Source organism: Oxobacter pfennigii, assembly GCF_001317355.1.
Classification (GTDB): domain Bacteria; phylum Bacillota; class Clostridia; order Clostridiales; family Oxobacteraceae; genus Oxobacter; species Oxobacter pfennigii.
The window spans coordinates 50,401-71,210 of sequence record NZ_LKET01000030.1 but is presented as its reverse complement, the minus strand read 5'-3'; the positions used below and the strand labels follow the sequence as shown (position 1 = coordinate 71,210).

General features: G+C 39.6%; 22 protein-coding genes and 2 pseudogenes. 6 read left to right on the top strand and 18 right to left on the bottom strand.

Annotated elements, in window-relative coordinates; genetic code table 11:
- Positions 1-111: 111 nt before the first annotated feature.
- The 7 genes and pseudogenes from OXPF_RS09815 to OXPF_RS09785 form a co-directional block, all read right to left on the bottom strand.
- Positions 112-306 (bottom strand): annotated as a pseudogene (locus OXPF_RS09815) (sensor histidine kinase); the annotation flags it as partial.
- Positions 307-623: 317 nt separating this feature from the next.
- A pseudogene (locus tag OXPF_RS09810) lies at positions 624-818 on the bottom strand (hypothetical protein); the annotation flags it as partial.
- Between the two features lie 22 nt (positions 819-840).
- On the bottom strand, positions 841-2,424 hold the full coding sequence (locus OXPF_RS09805; RefSeq protein WP_054875033.1) for an ABC transporter permease/substrate-binding protein: 1,584 nt from the start codon (positions 2,422-2,424) through the stop codon (positions 841-843).
- Positions 2,424-3,551, bottom strand: a complete 1,128-nt coding sequence (locus OXPF_RS09800) for a betaine/proline/choline family ABC transporter ATP-binding protein (protein ID WP_054875032.1) — start codon at positions 3,549-3,551, stop codon at positions 2,424-2,426. The genes OXPF_RS09805 and OXPF_RS09800 overlap by 1 nt, the downstream gene beginning before the upstream one ends.
- 389 nt (positions 3,552-3,940) lie before the next feature.
- On the bottom strand, positions 3,941-4,216 hold the full coding sequence (locus tag OXPF_RS09795) for a hypothetical protein (protein ID WP_054875031.1): 276 nt from the start codon (positions 4,214-4,216) through the stop codon (positions 3,941-3,943).
- Positions 4,217-4,357: 141 nt separating this feature from the next.
- Complete coding sequence (locus tag OXPF_RS09790) at positions 4,358-5,158, bottom strand: alpha/beta fold hydrolase (RefSeq protein ID WP_054875030.1); 801 nt, start codon at positions 5,156-5,158, stop codon at positions 4,358-4,360.
- Positions 5,159-5,163: 5 nt separating this feature from the next.
- A complete protein-coding gene (locus OXPF_RS09785) occupies positions 5,164-5,571 on the bottom strand; it encodes a GbsR/MarR family transcriptional regulator (RefSeq protein WP_160317193.1) in 408 nt (135 codons plus the stop codon).
- Positions 5,572-5,971: 400 nt separating this feature from the next.
- On the opposite strand from OXPF_RS09785, the gene OXPF_RS09780 reads away from it, so the two are divergent.
- Both OXPF_RS09780 and OXPF_RS09775 read left to right on the top strand, forming a co-directional pair.
- The gene (locus OXPF_RS09780) at positions 5,972-6,541 is read left to right on the top strand and encodes a CBO0543 family protein (RefSeq protein WP_054875028.1); all 570 of its coding nucleotides are present in this window, start codon (positions 5,972-5,974) and stop codon (positions 6,539-6,541) included.
- Between the two features lie 4 nt (positions 6,542-6,545).
- Positions 6,546-7,112 carry a CBO0543 family protein gene (locus OXPF_RS09775; RefSeq protein ID WP_242854381.1) on the top strand — a complete coding sequence of 189 codons (567 nt, stop codon included), beginning with the start codon at positions 6,546-6,548 and terminating at the stop codon, positions 7,110-7,112.
- 838 nt (positions 7,113-7,950) lie between these two features.
- On the opposite strand, the gene OXPF_RS09770 is transcribed toward OXPF_RS09775, so the two are convergent.
- From OXPF_RS09770 to OXPF_RS23080, 4 genes are all read right to left on the bottom strand, one after another.
- Entirely contained in the window at positions 7,951-8,202 is a 252-nt protein-coding gene (locus OXPF_RS09770) for an alpha/beta fold hydrolase (RefSeq protein WP_054875027.1), read from the bottom strand.
- 68 nt (positions 8,203-8,270) lie between these two features.
- On the bottom strand, positions 8,271-8,588 hold the full coding sequence (locus OXPF_RS23525) for an alpha/beta fold hydrolase (RefSeq protein ID WP_341442304.1): 318 nt from the start codon (positions 8,586-8,588) through the stop codon (positions 8,271-8,273).
- The gene (locus OXPF_RS23520) at positions 8,582-9,046 is read right to left on the bottom strand and encodes an alpha/beta fold hydrolase (protein ID WP_341442303.1); all 465 of its coding nucleotides are present in this window, start codon (positions 9,044-9,046) and stop codon (positions 8,582-8,584) included. The genes OXPF_RS23525 and OXPF_RS23520 overlap by 7 nt, the downstream gene beginning before the upstream one ends.
- Positions 9,047-9,332: 286 nt before the next feature.
- A complete protein-coding gene (locus OXPF_RS23080; protein ID WP_242854380.1) occupies positions 9,333-9,497 on the bottom strand; it encodes a recombinase zinc ribbon domain-containing protein in 165 nt (54 codons plus the stop codon).
- A 238-nt stretch (positions 9,498-9,735) separates the two neighbouring features.
- On the opposite strand from OXPF_RS23080, the gene OXPF_RS09755 reads away from it, so the two are divergent.
- Genes OXPF_RS09755 through OXPF_RS09745 form a run of 3 tightly spaced genes read left to right on the top strand, consistent with a single transcriptional unit; the run spans position 9,736 to position 12,871 of the window.
- On the top strand, positions 9,736-10,200 hold the full coding sequence (locus OXPF_RS09755; protein WP_054875025.1) for a DUF6530 family protein: 465 nt from the start codon (positions 9,736-9,738) through the stop codon (positions 10,198-10,200).
- A gap of 1 nt (position 10,201) precedes the next feature.
- Positions 10,202-12,244, top strand: a complete 2,043-nt coding sequence (locus tag OXPF_RS09750; RefSeq protein ID WP_054875024.1) for an AAA family ATPase — start codon at positions 10,202-10,204, stop codon at positions 12,242-12,244.
- 30 nt (positions 12,245-12,274) lie between these two features.
- A complete protein-coding gene (locus tag OXPF_RS09745; protein ID WP_054875023.1) occupies positions 12,275-12,871 on the top strand; it encodes a helix-turn-helix domain-containing protein in 597 nt (198 codons plus the stop codon).
- A 36-nt stretch (positions 12,872-12,907) separates the two neighbouring features.
- Here the strand turns inward: OXPF_RS09745 and OXPF_RS09740 are convergent, their stop codons facing one another.
- The 4 genes from OXPF_RS09740 to OXPF_RS09725 all read right to left on the bottom strand — a co-directional run bounded on the left by OXPF_RS09740 (position 12,908) and on the right by OXPF_RS09725 (position 15,025).
- Entirely contained in the window at positions 12,908-13,342 is a 435-nt protein-coding gene (locus tag OXPF_RS09740) for a hypothetical protein (protein ID WP_054875022.1), read from the bottom strand.
- 576 nt (positions 13,343-13,918) lie between these two features.
- On the bottom strand, positions 13,919-14,119 hold the full coding sequence (locus OXPF_RS09735; protein ID WP_242854379.1) for a plasmid pRiA4b ORF-3 family protein: 201 nt from the start codon (positions 14,117-14,119) through the stop codon (positions 13,919-13,921).
- A gap of 4 nt (positions 14,120-14,123) precedes the next feature.
- Positions 14,124-14,492, bottom strand: coding sequence for an IS1096 element passenger TnpR family protein (locus OXPF_RS09730; RefSeq protein WP_054875020.1), 369 nt, complete (start codon positions 14,490-14,492; stop codon positions 14,124-14,126).
- A 17-nt stretch (positions 14,493-14,509) separates the two neighbouring features.
- Entirely contained in the window at positions 14,510-15,025 is a 516-nt protein-coding gene (locus tag OXPF_RS09725; protein ID WP_054875019.1) for a YkgJ family cysteine cluster protein, read from the bottom strand.
- Between the two features lie 734 nt (positions 15,026-15,759).
- On the opposite strand from OXPF_RS09725, the gene OXPF_RS23375 reads away from it, so the two are divergent.
- Positions 15,760-15,882 carry a hypothetical protein gene (locus tag OXPF_RS23375; RefSeq protein WP_278308377.1) on the top strand — a complete coding sequence of 41 codons (123 nt, stop codon included), beginning with the start codon at positions 15,760-15,762 and terminating at the stop codon, positions 15,880-15,882.
- A 96-nt stretch (positions 15,883-15,978) separates the two neighbouring features.
- On the opposite strand, the gene OXPF_RS09715 is transcribed toward OXPF_RS23375, so the two are convergent.
- From OXPF_RS09715 to OXPF_RS09705, 3 genes are read right to left on the bottom strand one after another with little or no spacing between them, the layout of a single operon-like run.
- Entirely contained in the window at positions 15,979-18,549 is a 2,571-nt protein-coding gene (locus OXPF_RS09715; protein ID WP_054875017.1) for a DEAD/DEAH box helicase, read from the bottom strand.
- Entirely contained in the window at positions 18,549-20,543 is a 1,995-nt protein-coding gene (locus OXPF_RS09710) for a site-specific DNA-methyltransferase (protein WP_054875016.1), read from the bottom strand. Before OXPF_RS09710 ends, OXPF_RS09715 begins: the two co-directional genes overlap by 1 nt.
- On the bottom strand, positions 20,536-20,748 hold the full coding sequence (locus tag OXPF_RS09705; protein ID WP_054875015.1) for a hypothetical protein: 213 nt from the start codon (positions 20,746-20,748) through the stop codon (positions 20,536-20,538). The genes OXPF_RS09710 and OXPF_RS09705 overlap by 8 nt, the downstream gene beginning before the upstream one ends.
- Between the last annotated feature and the right edge of the window lie 62 nt (positions 20,749-20,810).

Genomic DNA, 20,810 nt, shown 5'->3' with positions numbered 1-20,810 from the left:
ATTTTCGGACATGGTTTTTTGTTTAGTCGATTTTTAAACAATTACCAATGTGTTATTAAAAGTTTGGCATATGAACAGCTTTTAAATGAACCGCATGGCCGCTCGGCCACGGGAAGTTGCTGCAATGGGTGTTTTCAGTTCATGAGAGGCTGCTGAGAAGGAGTACCTCTGATTTTCTTCCATTTCCTTTTCGTATTCTATTTCCTTTTCAAGCTGCCCTATCGTCAGCTTCAGTTTTTTATACATTTTATAAACATCTCCTGCAAGCTGCCCGATCTCATCACGCCGCGGGACCGGAGAGGGAACATATTCATCTTCAACAACTAATATTTGAATATCCATACAATCACCCCTATCACAGCAATCTTGATTCTTTAATTATTATTCCCATTTTTCAAGATAAGTGTCCGGCACCAGAAGTTCACTTTCTTGAGCCTTGCCTTCACAGCTTCTAAAAGCGCTTCCTGCCTCTTATCCTTGCCTGAAATCACTCTTATGGCGTCTTTAATTATTCTTGAGCGGCGGAGCCGCAGTTCCGGTGTGCGTGAGCCACCTGTCCGGTCAGAAAAACCATGTAGCGTTTATGCCGCGAAAGTCTCCTGACAATGAGAAGGTATATTAGGCCCCCACAACTCGCCATCTACAGCCTCTGCTGTCGTGTACAAACTGTACACCTTTTCTTTGAGAGCTTCGTCGTGAATGTACTCGGCAAGACCTAGGTCATTTTCAAAGTGCCGGTTCTCCTTTGCTATGGCGGCAAGGATTTGATCCTCATACACCACCGCCTCCCTAGGCGGGATGTCCTCCCGCTCATCCTCCGGATAATATTATTTCATACTTTTAGTTGATAAGTCCATTTTCCCGCAGATAGTCTTCCGCTACTTTAGCAGGATCCTCATTTAACTTATCTACCTTGTAATTTAACTCCCTCATTTTCTCATCATCAAGCTTTCCGGCAAGCTTATTTATTAAATCCTTAAGCTCTGGGTTCTTCTCCAGTGTCTTATTGCTTATAATAGGTGCCGCATGGTACGGAGGAAAGAAATTCTTGTCATCTTTTAAGACTTTAAGATCAAAAGCCTTTATCAGGCCATCGGTTGAAAATGCATCAATCACATCTGTATTATTACTATTTAACGATGTGTATCGTAAACCTCCGTCGACAGTACTGATATCTTTAAAATTCATATTATAATTCTTCTTTAATCCTAAATATCCGTCTTCTCTATTACTGAACTCAATCGTACAACCTAATACAAGCTGGTCAGATATTTTAGCCAGGTCTGAAAACGATTTCAGATTATACTTCTGAGCAGTATCTTTTCTTACCGCCAGAGTATAAGTATTGTTAAATCCAAGGGGCATAAGCCATGTTATATTATAATTTTTATTAAAATAGTCGCTTGCCATATCATATACTTTATCCGAGTCATTAATTGGAGGCTGCCCCATTATATCAACCAGAGCCGTTCCGGTGTATTCTACATATATATCCAATTCTCCTGCCTTTAAGGCATTAAAGGCTATACTTGTGCCGCCCAGATTTAATTTTCTATCAACCTTGATATCTGTATTCTTCTCTATTAACGTAGCAAGCATATTACCAAGTATAAGCTGCTCATTAAAATTTTTAGAGCCAATTACAATTTTATCATTTTCCCTTGTGAAAAATAGAACACCCGTAGCAACTAAAACAGCCGCCAAACATAAAGCTATAGCCTTTTTCACTAAACCAAAGCTTTTCTTTTTCCTCTTTTGAAGTTTAATTGTGCCGTCTGCCTTCCTTATTCCCGGAGGTGTCACACCTTTTTCAATCTTCCCCACAATAAAGTCAATTGTCAGAGCTAATAAACATGCAGGAATAGCACCGGCTAAAACCATATTATTATTAACCGTCTGTACTCCCGAGAACACCATATATCCAAGTCCCCCTGCGCCGATAAAGGCTGCTATGGTCATAAGCCCCACGGCAGTGACTGCTGATATCCTTATGCCGGTCATAATTATCGGAAGCGCAAGAGGAATCTGAACCATCCTGAGTATTTGTCCCTTCGTCATTCCCATACCTCTTGAAGCTTCTATTATATCAGGATTAATATTTATAAGCCCGGTATAAGTGTTCTTTACTATTGGAAGCAGCGAATACAGAAAAACCATAGTAATGGCAGGCTTGCTTCCTATACCGAAAACAGGAATCAAAAATCCTAATAAAGCCAGGCTGGGAACTGCCTGTATTAGATTTGCAAAGCCCAGAATTGGGACCGATAATTTATTTACTCTGGTTATCAGTATACCTAACGGAATTCCGATAATTATTGCTATAATCACCGCAATTGAGGTCAATCCTATATGCTCTACAATCAAATCCAAAATCTGACTGCTTCTCGAAAATACAAAATCTACAAACGAATTTACCATACTCATCAGCTTTTCTCCTCCTGACTTATATACTGAGTGCTCAATACATTTAACAAACTGCTTCTGGTTATTAATCCAACTAATCTGGAATCGTCATTTACAACAGGTACATAACCAATACCGGTTTCATTCATCTTCTTCAAAATACTGATTAACGATTCATTTTGACCGACAGCCTCAACTTTTCTTTTCATAATATTTTCCAGTTTCAGCGGTGTAATGTCATTCGTCCTTATATCCTTCAAAGTGACAATTCCTTCAAGCTTGTTTTCCTTGTCAACAATCAGCAGACTATCAACCTTATTTGACCTCATAATTTCCAGCGCTTGAACCACCGTCCTGCTTCCGGTAGATTTAACCGGTTCAGAAATCATAATATCCCTTGCTTTTATTAAATCAGGCTGCTGCCATATTCTGTTTTTGCCTATAAAATCCTCAACAAATGCGTTTGCAGGATTCTTTAAAATATTTTCAGGAGTATCAAATTGTATAATCTGGCCCTCCTTCATTATGCAAATTTTATCTGCCAGTTTAAGCGCCTCATCCATGTCATGAGTTACAAAAACTATTGTCTTTTTTAATTCCTGCTGAAGGTTGAAAAGCTCATCCTGAAGCTGGTTTCTGGTAATTGGGTCTAATGCGCTGAAAGGTTCATCCATCAAGATTATTTCCGGATTTGTGGCAAATGCTCTAGCCACACCTATTCTCTGCTGCTGGCCGCCGCTAAGCTCAAATGGATACCTGTCCATATACTGTTCCGGTTCCATACCAACTAGATTCAACAGTTCAAATATTCTCTTTGATATTTTATCTTCCGGCCATTTTTTCAGCTTCGGAATAAGGCCTATATTCTCAGCTACAGTCATATGAGGGAACAGTCCTGTTTGCTGTATTACATATCCCATATTTCTTCTAAGCTCAATGGTATCTCTTTTTGATATATCTTTACCGTCCAGGTATATATTCCCTGAAGTATATGAAATCAGTTTATTGATCATCTTTAATGTTGTGGTCTTGCCGCAGCCGCTTGGTCCTATTAAGACTATCAGTTCACTTTTATTTATTTTAAAGCTTATATTCCGTATTACTGGTTTGTTTTTAAAAGATTTGGTAACATTTCTGAATTCAATCATAAAATCCCTTCCTTTGAAATAAAATTAGCCTAAAACTATCCAAATAAAGAAACCAGATATAAACAGAATTATTTTCTGTTTATATCTGGTTTCTATTCATTTTCAGACTTTATTAATACCGCCTTCGCAACGATCTATAATCTCAATTATTTATTCAAAAGGGCTTTACTCTTTCATAGGAGCTTTCCTCTCCTATCATTTTCACCGGTCATTATATCTTCAGCATTTTTAAGTACTTTAAGCGTATATTCAATTCTGGTGGCACAATTATGTGTTTTTCTACTGGTGTGTATTTTTCTGCGGTTATTCATTAGATAAATTATACACCACATATTACCGAGCATAAAGAAACCCCGCTGGTGTAAAAATTCAACGGGGTTTTAATAAATTTATTTATTCATTTTATTTTTCTTTATAAATTTAATTGTCAAAGCAGTTAAAAGAGAGGCTATAAAACCAGATGTAGATATATAGCTTAACAAGCCATAACCTAATCGGTCCCAACCTGTAGAAGTATTAAAGAGAATAATCCCTGTTACAGCACCTACAAATAGGATTAAAATGAAAATTTTCTCCAATATTTGACCTGCTTTTTTTACATTACTTAATAAAAAGGTTATAATTATCCCTCCAATAGCAGGGTAAATTACCAAATCCATATTCATTTTAAAGACACCTCCTTCTGAAATACCGAATATCATCTATGAAACGCCCCAAAAAACAGGGTCAAAAATCGCAGTTTTTTTGCCTCAATTTTTGCTCAATTAGGCTGAGAGGCGCACGGCGTAGCTTAGGTAAATACTTAATTAGTAAATTTGTTTTAGATAGTTATCTATATGTGCATTTACTTCATCCGGATTGTCTTGATTCGAATTATGGCCTGCATTTGATATCATATAAAATGTACAGTTTGGCTCTGAATCTGCCCATGGTTTTGCTATCTTACGTATATTTCCTGATGCGTCTTTATCACCGCACAGCAGCAGAAATGGAGCTTTAATTTTATATGCAGCATCCTCGTGTAAGCATTTTGTAACCTCAATTAGTATATCAATCAAAGCTTCCTTTCCAACCTTAAAAAAACATTCTGCAACGTATTCTTTTACTTCCTGTCTTAGACCGCATGCATCTGCACTCTGTTTTACCAGTGTCTTCCATGGATAAAGCGTAAACATTGGTTTAGTAAAAGAGAGCATTAGGTTTTCTGTTCGGCTCAATTTTGCCGTATTGTTCGTACAATCTATCAATACAAGGCCTAAAACTTTCTCCGGATAATAGTATGCAATACCCTGAGCAAGATTACCACCCATGGATTGCCCGATGAACACTGCTTTGGGGATTTTTTCTGTTTGCATTATTTTAAGCAAATCATCCATCAGCTGCTTCATTGAAAACATACCTGTATTAGGAAGAGATTTTCCGTGTGAACGGGCATCCCACATGAGTATATTATACTCTTTAGGCACTATTTTTACTTGTTCATCAAACATTCTGTGGTCAACTCCCGCACCATGCAAGAAAACGACCCATTTATCCGCATTTTCTTTTATTTCTATAAGATAGAAAATAGAACAACCCAAATATTCTAGCGTCTTAATTTCAAACATTATGCTTATCTCCTTTTTTTCCATTCATTGCGGGCTTTTTCATGAATAGAATACATCAACTGGCACCATTCCCGCATTTCATTCATAGAAGAATTGTTCGTACTTAGAAAGTCAGTTTCCAGAATATTCATTAACGAACGGAATCCATTTATTCTTGTTGTCAATGCGTTTTCCCATGCTGATTTCGCCATGACATAGAAGTCATTTCTTCCTTGCTGTACCATTTTCTTCTCTATAAAGCCATAGTTCATCAAAAGCCTTAGATTTGTAGAAACACTTGCTCTGCTTATACTTAAGGCAGAAGAAATACGTTCGGCAGATATCGGACTATCACATAAAAGAATATAGCCCAGTATCCGTCCTCCGATTCTGGGTATCCCATAACTTTCGTAATAAAAACCTAGTTTGCCCAATTTTCGCCTACTTTTCACTTTACAACCACTGCATATAGTGGTTGTCTTACCTTATTTATCCTTTGGACCACTATTCGTCATCAGAATTATCGTTTCAACGTGCCTTGAGTGAGCAAAAAAATGTCGTACACCTCTGGTATTCCCTTTGTGTAAAGACATGTTTCAGAAACAGTCGCCCGGATAGGTCATTTTTTAGTGATTTGACGCCTGCTTTTGCGTTATAATTCAATTAAATTGCAAGCATGTAAAACCTTCAAAAGTAGTTTTTGCTAAGAAAGCCGTTAACACAAAAGCAATGTATAAGCAGTCAGGTTTTGGATATAATATTTTAGGGCAGCTGTAAGCTGTACTAACAAGCTTTTATCTGATGACAAAAAGTCAAGCGGAGGAGGCTCAATCAATGCCGGAAGCATCAGGTGTGCCGCAGAGCGTAGATCTGCAAAGACAACTCACAGCAGACCACATCGAAATATGGCTTGCGGAAGGCTTTTTAAAGCTTCGTTGGTGGGTACTGATTGTTTTGTATATTGTTTGCGCCGTGGTCTGGTGGAAGCTGCTGGATAAACGGCGTCTTAAAGAAATTTTAGTATTTACCGCGCTGGCATACATTGCAGTATTAGCCATAAACGAATATGGTCAGGAATTGATACTCTGGGGTTACCCGACCGATGTATTACCGGTATTCCCCCCGTTTAGTTCAGTTAATTTGTTGCTTCTGCCCACCATATATTCACTTATTTATCAGCATTTCTCCTCATCAAGATCATACTTTGTGGCAGAGTCAGCCGTCACAGTCCTGTTTTGCGTTGCTCTGGAACCCCTTCTCGCTTGGGGCGGCTTTTTTGAGCTGCTCAACTGGAAGTATTGGCTGAGTATTCCTGTCTATGCCATAATGGCTCTTCTGGTGAAAATGCTTACGGTCAAGGTATTAAAAATCACAGTAAAAAGCCGCGAAGCAAAGGGGTGGTGATTGCGTGATTATTTCCCCGGCGGGCTTCGGGCCCGATGTTCAGGACCAGTGGCGTCTGACGATAGCACGTATCAACGAATGGCTGAACGCTCAGCTATTCAAGCTTAACTGGTGGATATTACTTGCTCTCTTCCTTATCAATCTGTTTTTATGGTGGAAGCTGGCTAACAAGAACCGGATGAGCGAGCTTGTATTACATTCTGCGCTGGTCATAATATGGGTGATCGTTCTGGACGAAGTAGGCCTAGAGTTGAGTCTGTGGTATTACACAGCGGATATCATTCCATTATTTCCGCCACTTACCGCCATCAACATATCTTGCCTGCCTCTGCTCTATATGCTGATCTATCAATACACAAAAACATGGAAAATCTTTCTAATCGCAAGCGCAGTGATGTCAATCGTGTTCTGCTTTGTATTCGAGCCGATATTCGTCTGCAGCGGTGTATACAAAATGCTGATATGGAAAAGCTGGTATGGTCTGCCCATTTATTTTTTCATCGGTGTGGCATCAAGATTTATGATGCGGAGAATCAGTATCATCATGCAGAAAGCCGGAGTTTCGGATTGACAGTGCCGTTAAACCCAACATATTACCAACGAATTAAGCACTGCCGTCACACCCCGGGCGCTCAAGTAAAAGGACAAATCCGAAGCCGGAGAGATCTCCAACTTCGTTATAAAGGAAAGTTACGAAAAAATAATTCAGCATTGCTTTCTCTTTTTGCTCATGTTCTTTTATAATTCCCTCTTAACACGCGTCTTTCAACGAGGTATAGAGGCAGCGTAAGATCACCGCCTCCTCTCGGCGGCCGCGATGAACTTAAAACGGATGCTCCGGTGCCCTGGTTAAGACCCTAGGCGTTTTTTTATGCCTCAGATCTGCTCCGCAATAAAAATATGGAACTTTGTAAACAGACCCAACTTGGCCCGAAGCTTTTCTGCAGTCTACTGGTGCGAAGGCTAACAAAACGGAGCTACATCTCAATCTTCATCAGTTGTTTTTGCTGGAAGGCAGCGTATTCTTCGTCCAAGTCAAAATAGACAGCAAGAATTTATCAAGGCTTCTAACGTTGCAACAGGATTATGGCCTCCACATGCCTTGAGTGGGCAAAAAAGATGCCGCTAGAACCTGGTGGGACCTTGGCGGAAGGGTATTTTTCTCTAAAACTCCATGTGGCAGTGCTTTTATTAGACCGTATTATCTCCTGTTTCTTACAATCTAATTTAAATTGTAAGCAATAAAACCTTCAAAATCAATCTGACCTTGAAGGCTTTATTCGATACAATTTTCTCCTACAGGAAAATGAGTATTTAAAATTCGCTTGGTCAAAAATCGCAGTTTTTTTGCCTCAATTTTTGCTCAATTAGGCTGAGAGGCGCACGGCGTAGCTTAGGTAAATACTTAATTAGTAAATTTGTTTTAGATAGTTATCTATATGTGCATTTACTTCACCCGGATTGTCTTGATTCGAATTATGGCCTGCATTTGATATCATATAAAATGTACAGTTTGGCTCTGAATCTGCCCATGGTTTTGCTATCTTACGTATATTTCCTGATGCGTCTTTATCACCGCACAGCAGCAGAAATGGAGCTTTAATTTTATATGCAGCATCCTCGTGTAAGCATTTTGTAACCTCAATTAGTATATCAATCAAAGCTTCCTTTCCAACCTTAAAAAAACATTCTGGCCTTGGTGTGAGATAAGATGTATTTCAAACTTTGATTATTTGGCTGACAGGATTCCGCTACTGATAGCTGAAGCTAAACCTTCTGGGTTTTCCCAAGCCATGGAATGACCAGCATCCTTAACGATTTCTATTTGAATACCATGTTCTGTAAGAACCTGTATATCCGGATCAGGTAAAGATTTCTCGCCAAAGATAAATGTTCTGGGACATTCCAGAGAATATAATATCCTTCTCCATGACGGATTTCCTCCCACTGCAGCCGATTTTGATATCAAATAAGCGGCCTTTGGAAACCACACAGACAGAGATGCCGCCCATATTCCATTTCCATCTTCACAGCTGTCCTTTACCAACTTGTCAAATTTTCGATTGACAAAGTCTTGCATTTCAAAATCAGCAATGTACTTACTTGTGGAACCCTCGGAGCTTTTATCCAGTTTGATTCACTTAAAATAATTTGATGAAGTCTATCTCGACATTTATCAGCCAAAGCAAGAGCAACAGCTCCGCCTAAACTATGCCCAAACAAAATAAAAGGCCCAAGATTTAAAGAACTGATAAATTCCTGCAGATATCTTGCATGATCTTCGACGGTATAGGTAAAATCATTGGGCTTGCCACTGTAACCGGCACCTAAAAGATCCACGAGAATACGGCGATGATTCTTTAAAGAATCCTGTGCTGCAACTTCCGGATAATCAAATGAACCTGCACAACCAAGTCCATGGATAAAAAGGATTGGTATATCCTCACCGGGGAAATCATGATAACGCATTATATAACCAGTTTTATAAATTAAATATTCTTTCATTTAACAATCTCCTCGTCCTTTGTTTTGTCAAAAGGCAAACACATTCTGTATGCCTTGAATGTACAAAAAAGACGTCGTATCCCTCCGGAGACTTTATCCTCCATTCTTATTGACAATTATTAGTATAGCACAGGTTCAATCATTCCAGGAATAACCTTTTCTCCTGTGAGCCATTATTGCAAAAAATCAAAATAAAGGTATCAAAAACCTGGATTTTGCCAACTTCATTCCTTATAATGACTTCATCATAGATTCCGTTCTGACAAACAGCTTCGCCCAGGATATCTTATATCCATCCCTCATCCGCAGTAGGGGAGTTATGACATGCATCTTTACCTTTTTCGCTCCTTGTCGCGCAGCGCCAGACCACCTTACCGCGTTCAGTCCTTCTCCGATAAGGCACTCCGCAATCACCGCATACAAGCAAATTCCCCAGAAGGTATTTAATCATTTTTCACAACTTACTTATAAGTTTTAATAATTTCTTTCAATTCAATCGTAGTATATTAATTCTCTTGCATGGCACACAGAAATGCTTTTTAGAGAAATCCTTGCTTCTTTGAGCGTAGACTCTACGGAGCGTGGATTGTACTCTTTATATACAGCATATACAATAAAGCCGGGGTAAACAATATGGCGTTGCGTGAGCAATGCCTGGCCCAAGATAAACAAGCAAGGAGGATTTGGAGATGAACAAGGATATCGTAATGATTGCCGGTCAGTATGACCGTATAGATGGAAAAAACGCCTATAAGTCTGACATCAAACGGCTGACGCTGGGTACGCCGGCTTTGGAAACCAACAAGAATATGAAAATTGCAGCGCAAATCTGGAAGGAAACAGTAAACGGTAAATTAGAAATCAGCACTGAACTGCCCATTCACCAGGTGCTTGATCTGATGATTTTTCTAAGCCGCACCCTGCTGTATTTTCGTGAAGCCTACCGGATGCCGCTGTTATACGACCCCAACAAACCGGCTGTAGAACGGATTGGCGTTCAGGGCGGCGTTATGCCGGTCGCTGTCTGTACCGAAAATCCGGATATCAACGAAGACATTCAGAAGTTTTCCCAGGCTTTAGGTGATTTGGGGGAGCTGACCGGGGAACGGCTGCGTGTGCTGTCCCGAATACTTGAAGAAATGGAGTATTGTTAAAATGGACAATCAATGGCTTCTGTCGCCTGCCAGACAGTTGACGGAAGAAGAAAAATCCCTTGTCTGGCAAAAGCCTGTCACCCACATCGAGAGTGACGCTGAGCGCCGCATCTGTGAAGAGGTCTATCGGAATTGGACACGGGGCGAAATGAAAATTACAAACATCCTTTTAGAGGGGGATGCCGGCTCCGGCAAGACACAGCTTGCAAAGGCTCTCTCCGCCGGCTTTGGACTGCCCTATACCAAGGTGACCTGTTTTGCGGATATGGACAAATCCGACGTATTAGGTTCTATCCTGCCGGTGCTGCCGGAGGATGAAAACAATACTGAAGGTATAACATACAAATATTATCCGTCAGAAATTGTGCGTGCTTATGAAAACGGCTGGCTGCTGGAAATTCAGGAGCCTACGGTAATTCGTGACGCAGCGGTTTTAATGTCACTTAACTCGGCGCTGGAGCCGGACGGCAGCATCAATCTGCCTACCCGGATTGTCCATCGTCATCCTGATTTTATCGCGGTTATTACCGCAAATCGGGGCTATAATGGCTGCCGCCCGCTGAACGAGTCCCTGCGTGACCGTGTGCAGCACAGCGAAAAGATGGATTTGCCCTCTGTCGAAGTTATGACAAAACGAGCGGCGGCCAAAACCGGCTGTACTGATGAAGGATTGCTGATGGCTTTTGCCCGCGTCATTGTTTTATTGGATCAAACCGCAAAGGCAAACGCCATAAAAGGTGTGGCAGGTATGCGCTCCTATTTTTTCTGGGTGGACGCTGTCCTTCAGGGTGCAGAGGCGGTGGACGCACTATATCACAAGGTTATTTATAAAATCACTACCGACCCCGACGAAATAGTTATTCTGGAACAAGCCTTATCAAAGCATGGGGTGTTGCCGGAACTGGAGGAGATATCGGAACGGCCAATCAAAACCAACGGCGAGGTTATGGAAATCCATACAGAGGGAACTATAGAGACAGAGTTGTCTGACGCTGTGCCGGATGACATCCCGGCGGTTGCTCTGCGAAAATCAGCCGACAGTAAAGGTCAGTCCAATTATGATGCGGAAAACGCCGCAGATACGCAAAGCTACGATAACGGAGAGGACGGAGACCCCATATATCACGAGCTGCAGCAAACAACCGATGAGGAATTGGAGCAGCAAAGGCGGGAGTTTCGCAAGCATCTGAACCGGCAAGCGCGGGAAATGGTAAAGGGCTCTTCCCATGAGAAAGTAAATCTGATTGTTCACAGACCGGAAGCAACCTTTGCCCATCATCGTGAATATCATCAGATTGCATCTGCGCTGATGCCGGTAATCCGGGAGCTGGTGCGAAAAACTGTTCCGCTGTTGGAACACGAAGTATCCACAGAGTTTTCGAAATCCCGTGTTTATGGGATGAAATTCCATGCGGAAAAGCTGGCTTCTCCTGATTTTCGCTACTATTCTCAAAAATGTCCGCCGGATGAGGAGCCTTCTCTTGCGGTTGCACTGCGAATTGACGAATCGGCCTCTATGAGCGCCTTTGGGCGGTTGGATGCCGCAAAGCAGGCGGCTGTCGCAGTTTATGAATTTTGTGAAAGCTGCAAAATACCAATGCTTATTTACGGGGATACGGCAGACCGCTCATCTTTGGAGCGGATGTCGCTTTACTCCTATATCGACTGCGAGAATCAAGCTCTGAACGACAAGTATTGTCTTATGGCGATACAAGGACACAGCAACAACCGGGATGGCATGGCACTGCGTATCCTGGCGGAAAAGCTTATGAAAACGCCGCAAAAGACGAAGCTATTAATCAGCATCAGCGACGGTCAGCCAAAGGCTATGCCGGACTATACCGGTGAGACTGCCATAGCTGATATGAAAGGCGTGATACAGGAATATAGCCGCAAAGGCGTATTGTTTCTGGCTGCTGCCATTGGTCAGGATAAAGAAACCATTTGTGATATTTACGGGCAGGAACGCTTTTTGGACATCACTGATTTACGGCAGCTTCCGGCCCGGTTGGTTCAAGTCATTGCTAAATATCTATATCAATGATAAACTCAGAACATCCTGGAGGTGATTAATGTGGACTGCGCCAAGGTCGGGCGTTTAATTTTTCAGCTGCGCAAAGAAAAGGGGCTGACACAGCAGCAGGTTGCGGATTTGCTGAATATCAGCAATAAGACCGTATCCAAATGGGAGTGCGGTTTGGGCTGCCCCGATGTTACGCTATGGTCTGAGCTTGCGGCAGTGCTGGGGGCAGACATTCAAAAAATGCTGGAGGGTAAACTTGATCCCAACCTGCCTGATGTGGGAAAGATTGATAAAACTCAATTCTATGTATGCCCTGCCTGCGGCAACATTCTGACGAGTACAGGAAGCGCCTCCATTTCCTGCTGCGGGCGAAAGCTGCGGCCGTTGAAGCCGGTGCCCTACACTGCAGAACATGAAATTACAGTGCAAGAAATGGACTTAGACTACTATATTTCCATCCGTCATGATATGATGAAAGACCACTATATCGCGTTTGCGGCGTATGTGCTTTACGACAGAGTGCTTCTAATCCGCTTGTATCCGGAGCAAAGTGCGGAAGCCCGTATCCCAGTGATGAAAAAAGGCGGCGACTTATATTTGTATTGCACAAAGCACGGTTTGCTGAAATATACCGATCTTTTTAACTAATATCAGTATAATGGGAATTATAAAGCTGTCTTGTGTTTATACAAAATACCGTATGTCATCTATAAAAAGCCCTAAAAAACCGGGACAAGAAATGCATTTTTTGTCCCGGTTTTTTAGGGCTTTCTTAAAGTTTTTCTTTTCTTGCTCCGGATCAAATGCAGATGCTTTTACAAAATTCAAACGCGCCTTCTCACGCATTTCAAAATATTCTCTCTTAGCTTCTTCAAATTCAGACGGTTCTAATGGACGGCCGTCAGCATATTCAGCTTGAAATTCGTCTGGGTAAACAACGCTTTCAAGCTGTACCTTAGAAACCTCTTCCTGCAGCCGCAGCCAGGCTTTTTCCTGACTTTTATAAAGTTTCTTAAAATAATCTTCGGAAAATGCCTCAGCCTTTTTTGATACTCTCAGCAGCAAATGAAAGCCTGTATTCTGCACGGTTTCGTACCATCCTTTGGTCATGTATTTCATATTAACCTCCATATACTACGGTAATCTCTGTTTAATCCTTCCAACAAATTTGAAATCTCTACATCTAAAATGTCAATCGAAAATTGAGCCACTTGCTGGTTTGATTTTCGATTGACATTAACAGCCAAGGGTTTGCAGCGTCAGCAGTGCTGCACCAATTTTTTATCTTATCAAAATGTCCTGAGAAAAGTATAGATATCTATACTCTATTTCGGTAATATCATTTTTAGCTGTTTCAGCTATGTGATTATAATGATTATCAGATATACGCAGCTCCTCTATTCTTTTTTCTGCCAGATTTTTATATTTTCTTGCCGCTTCTCCATCTGCAAAAAGTCTTAAATATTTGGTACGGTTGAATTGGAGTAAAAGGCTTCATACCAACATTTTTTCATGAACTCACTATCATTCACACAATATGACGCATGGGCAGCTTTCATAGCAATTTCGCCGCGTAATTTCAAATTACATTCTAATTTATCTTCTTAATTCCGCCATGCTCATCCTGTCCAACATTTCATTTGATTTCTGAATAAATTCTTTCTGATTCATTTGACCCCCTGTATTTCGATCCCACTACAATATCCTTTTAGCCGCAATCTTTTTTTCACTCCAGCCAAGGCTCTTGGCCCATGTCCGAGCCTCATCCCTTTCTCTTTTGTCTTCACTTTCATAAACAGTCTCTAAAAAATCAGCAAAGCCGCTTAATCCGCCCACATCATCAAGCAAAAATGCTCCGTCTTTATGGATGCAAACCGGCCTGTGCTCATTCAGCACAATTTCACTTGCATAAGCAATCTCTTCCTGTGAAACAAACCCGCTTTCCAGCAGATCTTGGCAAAATCCCTACTAAATCCGCCCAGCCTTTTACGGTGCCTCCGGTCAATTTTTGATACACTTCTTCCGGCAGGCGAAAACAGCGCAAGTGTGAATTTTGCCAGCCATAAAGTTTTTGTATCGCATAGTGCAGGTTATGAAGCGGCATATCGGATGGTATAAGAATATCCCTGCATATAGTCTCTCCGCCTAAAGATTCCCCATATCTTTTGAGCATTCTTTCCTGATCTTCCGTCAGGTACTCATCTTTCAGTTCCAGATGAAGATAAACCGGTGTGATTCCATCTTTATTGACTCTTATTATGTTTTTCATCTTGTTCTCCCTTCAAATCAATATCTCTGTCTGCTTTTAAATCCATAAACTTTTTTTAATCTTTCAAATATCTCAAAGGCTGCCGGGCATACTTCAACCACATTCAACATACTGTAAAGACTCCATAACCTTTCCGGCTGATTTGTATACGGATAAGTCTTACAGCTTTCAGGTTTCATATCACCCAGTTTACAATCTCCGTCTTCATCCAAAAAATCACATGGCCTGTGTCTGGTTTTATAGCTGTATCCTATTTCGTCCAATTCCAGAAAGAAATCTTTAAACTGGTCGGTTGTTATATTCATGTATCCCGCCGCTTTTTCCAGTTCATCTTCTTGAAATGTTCCTTTATACATTTTGCAGCAGTTTCTGCATTTTCTGCAGTCATAATCAGCAAACAGTTCATTATGTAATGCCAGAAACTGCTTATCCAGTTCCTCTTCATCGGCATGATTCTTCAGGAAGGAACGAAATCTGATATTGTCAGCCTCTATAGCCTTTGCTGCTTTTTTAACTTCACTCGGTTTCAGCATGTCTTCTGTTTCACCTCACATTATTAGTATTGACAATATAATGTGTAGCATAGGCTTCCTTGCGCGTTACTAGTTAAGGGCTTTGATAGATATTTTTTCTACATTAACCCTTTATTTCCTCCAGATTTTGCTATATTTATTCAGTAAAATACCTTTACTCATATTTTCATATAAGCAGAGGTATTCTTTATTGTCCGGCTCCTCTTTCACTTGCATTCGTCTATCATTTTATTATTTTCTCTGCCAGCATAATACCCCCCTTTATTTTTTATACCTTATGTATCTAATTTAAGCGTTACCTATAACAAAATGCAATATCAACCTTGAAACATGATTCAAGCTGAAGTGTGAATGTCAGAAGCAAAAACGTCCTGATTTTTTCGCCACAGGGTCTAAGCGGAGCTGGAAAGCAGAGGAAAACAGTTGTTGAAAAACCGAGGTTTTTCTTGTATAATTGACTATGTATAAACGCATGATGGGGCTGTGCCATACTGATACAGGACGGAGAGATTTTAATATCCCGTTTTCCAAGCAAATGGGGGTTGACAAGCTATGTTTACACAATATACTTATGGCAGCAGGCAGACAGAATAAGTCTGTCCTTTTTGCTGGGCTGAAACAATTTTATATGAGAGATACAGGCATATCTTGCCCATGGGCTTTCCGTGGACAGGATATGCCTTTTTGCATTTTAATGGGCGGCTGAAAGAACAGGCAAAAGCCCTTGGAACCACATGAAACGAAATTATACAAGGAGGACAGAGCATGAAGAAAAGACTAAAGAATTAGTTGTCAGAAGACCGCCGAACGATGATAAATATTTTGCCGGTTTTCTGATGTGCGCCGAATGCGGCTAAGCGGTCAGCCCGACTGAAATAGCTCTGAACTTCAAAAAGAACTGGAATATACTATCCAATGCCGACCTTTCAATATAATACGGGTTTAAATGGAAATCAACCGTCTCCATCATTTTTGTTGGGAAATTGTTTGCGCAGAGCAACTTCGATGCCACTGTTAAAGCCATTAAAATAAGTGCCGTCAATCACCTTCTTTGAAAAATCTTCATAAGAATTAGGTGAAAGTATATTGAAGTAATATCTAATCGGGCTATTCTCAGTTTCAAGCATCTCATTGACTAACTTGAAATGCTTTTGAGCGTCAACCATCTTAGAATAATTTTCTCTAACGATATCATTATCTGATTTTGTTTCAATGACAATGATGTTATCCCCTATTTTAATAAAGAAATCCGGGTTAAATTCTTTTGGATCGCTCCCACGTTTCAAGATGTATTGGAAAGAATAGAACCCAACATTGCGTGCCTTTACCCATGCAGTTATTTTTTGTGCCATTTGTTTTTTTAGCAAAAGTTCAACAAATTTTCTTTCGGGTTCTTGGTCTGCCAAAATAACACTTAAAGGGGTTTTGAAATCATAGATGTTAATTTGTTTTAATTGCTTGCCCGGCAATTCGTCATGCAAAACAGTAAAAACAGCCAAGTCATCGCCTGATATTTCTTTGCTAAAATCGCTTGAATAGAAGATTGTTACACCACTTTTTATTTTTGAAAATACCATTGAAGAGCTTGCCATGTTTTGTGTTGAAACTTCAACTAAACTATTAGCTTTACGCTCATAGCCAGCACTTGTTCGCTTCTTTCTTAATAAAGCATTAAATTTGCCGTTAATTTTTTCAACATTTATTGGCGTAAGCTCATCGCCTGTAATGTTGGCATTTTGCATACAACGACGTATATAATCCTTAATTTCGTCAAGCGAAGGCAGTTTTTCTAATTCCGTTTTCCCATCGCCAAAAGTAATGTCCGTCTTTATATCACGCAGTTTTGCTTCTCTTTCGCGGCTTATTAGTTGATTTACCAATTTTGTTGCAATTTCATCTACGGTAACAGTTTCTCTTTTGATTTCATAATAACGAGTATCTATTTGACTATTGATAGCATCGATGTAGTCAGTGTTTTTTGATATAGTCGTTCCTTGTGTAACTAAGTCTAACGGCTTGTTCCAATCAAAAGTTTCCGCTTTTTCATACTCATCATTAAACTTCTCACGTTGTTCTTGGGTATAATCAATATTATGAACTGTAAAGTTGTATTTTGCTCTTTCGCCATATGATAAAATTTCGCTTGAAAACGAAATTTCATTTTCTAAGATTTCATCCACTATCCCTTTTATATTTTTGCTCCAAGACGAGTGGTTGAAAACCGTCACGGTAGGTTGGCTTGTTGCCCAGAGAGGGATACGCAAGCCACGTCCTAAAACTTGAGAGATTAAGAGTTTTGAATTAAACGCTCTATCTTCCCACGGCACAATTTGAAACACATTTTTTACATCCCAACCTTCTGTAAGCATTGAAACCGAAATTATCCATTCAACACCGCAAGTCTTTTCATCGACATTTTTAAGTATTGCGACATTTTTCTTGTGCTCTTTATCACTTGTTACAATTAACACTTTGCCTTCGGCGACTTTTCTATCTTCTTTAATTGTGTTAACAAGGAAATCCACAAAATCCTCTTTCAACCCTTTTGCTTTTGAAATATCCGCCGTGACAATAATTGAAATAGGAGTTATGTTTGTATATTTTATTTTATTTGCGATATGATTTTGATAAATTTTTTGGAATTTCTCAAAATTTCCATCATTTGTATCTTCGGCAACGTAAGATATGTTCTTAACAATTCGTTCCGCCATTGCTTCTTTAAGCGAATATCTATAAATTACATCTGCAAAATAGTCGTTATCCCTATATGCTGTTCCTGTAAACCCTAAATGATATAAGAAGCCATAAGCATCGTCTGTTATAAATTCTTTCCATTTCTTGATTGACTTGTCCCTACTCGAATTATATGCATGGTGGACTTCGTCGCTTAAAACTAATGTGTCTGCACCAGTCTTTGTGAAACTGTCTTTAATTGACGAACCTGTATTTTCATAAACAGCGTGAATATTTTCAACACAAATGTTGCCTTCTTGTACCGTAGAGTTTGCATCTATAATGCTTATCGCTTTTTGTACATATTGTTTTGGAATGGCGTTAAGCAAACTTTGTTTAGTGATAAGTTCCTGAAACTTTTCAGTTAAGCCATCAGCAATAGTAGGCGATGGGCATAAAACGAGACAGCGTTTGACAAGTCCAAGTGTCATCGCAATATGAGCAATACCAAATATAACATAACTTTTTCCAGCACCTGTTGCCATATCAATAACGCCGGAAAGCATATTTGGAAGTTGAACAGATTTTATCAATGTTTCAAGTGATTTATAATTGTCCTTTATATCTTCGTTAACATCGAAATTTTCTTTCAACAAATTGTTGATTGAACTGTATTTTCCCGAAGCCAAATAGATTATTGCTGTTCTAATTGCCTTCTTTTGAAACTCTCGATCTTGGCACAAAATATCTAAATATTCTTGCCAATCGTCCATATCAAATTTGCTTCTGTCATAATTATTGTCTACTTTAAGCACAAGGTTTTTTATATCAATTTTAATAGTCTGTTTCATTATTGGCTCACCTCCAGCACTTCCATGAACTCATTACCAAAGATGTCGACATATACGACTTTTATTTTATCGTTCTTGATATTGGACTTTTTAATAGATATTCTCCATTTATCACCATCTTTTATTTCATCAGCAAAGTAGGTCTCCTGCATAATGAACTCTTCATGGTTTGTCGTATCTATAAACACCATCGCCAAAATATCTTTAATGTCAGTAAGAATGAAGGGCGAAGAGCATTCATCTATATGTAAAACGACTTCTTTATCTTTCACTTCGAGATGACTTTTCACATCTGGCTGTTCGTTGAAATAGAAACCTACGGAGTTTTCAATATTATTGATATTTTCTTTCTTAGTAGGTTGTTGTAATTTTTTGAAATTCAGCTTATGCAAATCCTGAATAAACCTGTACGGTATCTTCAAAATATAATAGCGTGTCGTTGAACCTTGCGGGATATAGTAATCGCCAATAATATCGACATTCATTTCAGGAGCGACAATATAAAATCTATCACCGATTTTGCCCTTTATTTTTTTATCTAAATTCTCAATAAACGCTTCGTCAACGGCTGTGTTATTACTCTTAAACTTTTGATAAGGATATATAATGCACCAATCGCCGCGACGCTTACCGTCAACTTCGATTCCATTTATTTTTGTTTTCTTTTTGCTTTTTTCTATATGGAATAACTCGCAGACAAAATCATTGTACTTTTCTTCTGTAAGCTTGAATACTTTATCTAAATCGTAGCAACCTGCGTTAACAACGGCAAACGGTTTTGCTTTTTCTTGCATTGTGAGAAAACGCTTTTGAATTGTATAAATTGAGAGTTTGCCAATGTCACAGCCAATCCAACGTCGACCGAGTTTTTCAGCAACGGCAAGGGTTGTTCCGCTCCCTGCAAAGAAGTCCATTATCAAATCATTTTCATTACTGGCAGATTTAATAATCCTTTCTAAAAGTGCCTCGGGTTTCTGTGTAGGATAATCAATTGATTCAATCGCTTGTGAATTTATTGGATGTATATCAGTCCATATATCGCCAACTGCGATTCCTTCACGTTCATCTAAATAACGTTTTACTCTTGGCGTTCCATTAGATGTGAATATGATTCGTCCATTTTTCATGCCCTCATCTATTTTTTTTTGCCCCCATATCCAATGCTTACCTGGTGGAGGTGCAATTAATCCTCGTTCTCCAAATCTTCGAGCGCATCCATTGCCAGTTTGAGTAAAACTATCATCAGTGTATCTTCTACCATTCTCATCCACCTTAGAGTAATGTGAATTTATTAATTCATCTGAATAACCACGATATTGTTTATTGTGCGAAAGAAAGGTGGCGTTTTTTGAATAATAGAAAATCGTATCATGTACATTGCCAAATGTTTTAGCCTGTTTTTTAGCAGCTTTCAATTTCTGCCATACTATTTCATTTTGAAAATTATTTTTATCGAAAACTTCATCTAAAACAATTTTAACATAATGGCACATTTTACTGTCTAAGTGAACAAAAATACTGCCGTCTTCGGATAGTAGTTCTCTTGCTAAAATAAGGCGTTGTCGTAAAAACTCTAAAAATTCTGCACCTTTAATTTTATCGCTATAAGCTTTTGCACCATCTTTATTTTGAAATTCGTCTTGTGTTGCAAAAGGCGGGTCAATGTAAATAAGTTTAACTTTACCCTTTATTTTATTTTTTATAAGTTCGTCTTTGTTTTCGTACAGTGTTTTTAACACCTGAAAGTTATCACCGAAAATTAGGAGATTCTTCCAATCACCTTCATCCTTGACTTCACCGAAAACCTTTGAAACCTGAAAAGGAGTGCTCTGCGGCTCTTCCCCAATGGCAAGTATTCTTTCTTTTGGCTGTTTAGCCTTATATGTCAGTTCATATTCCGCATGATTAACTGGGAATAAAACGGATTGATATTCTTCCGGCAACATTTGTCCTTTTTGAAGCAAAGCGATTGCTTCCTCGATAAGTCTATCCATTGTTTGAGTCTCCTCCGATTTTTTTATTCAATTTGTGCTTGTGCCGTACAATCGGCGGCCTTTCGGCATTTTCGGGTATGACCCAATCCCGATTATTCCATTTAAGTGCGCCTTCGAATTTCCCGGCTTTACACCATAATTGTATCTGTCTTGGCGTTACATCCCACTTCGCAGCCGCCTGATGTACATTTATAAATCCGTTCAAATCGGTGACCTCCAGTTCGTTCAAATCTAACCAATCTATTATATTTCGTATACGCGAAAATA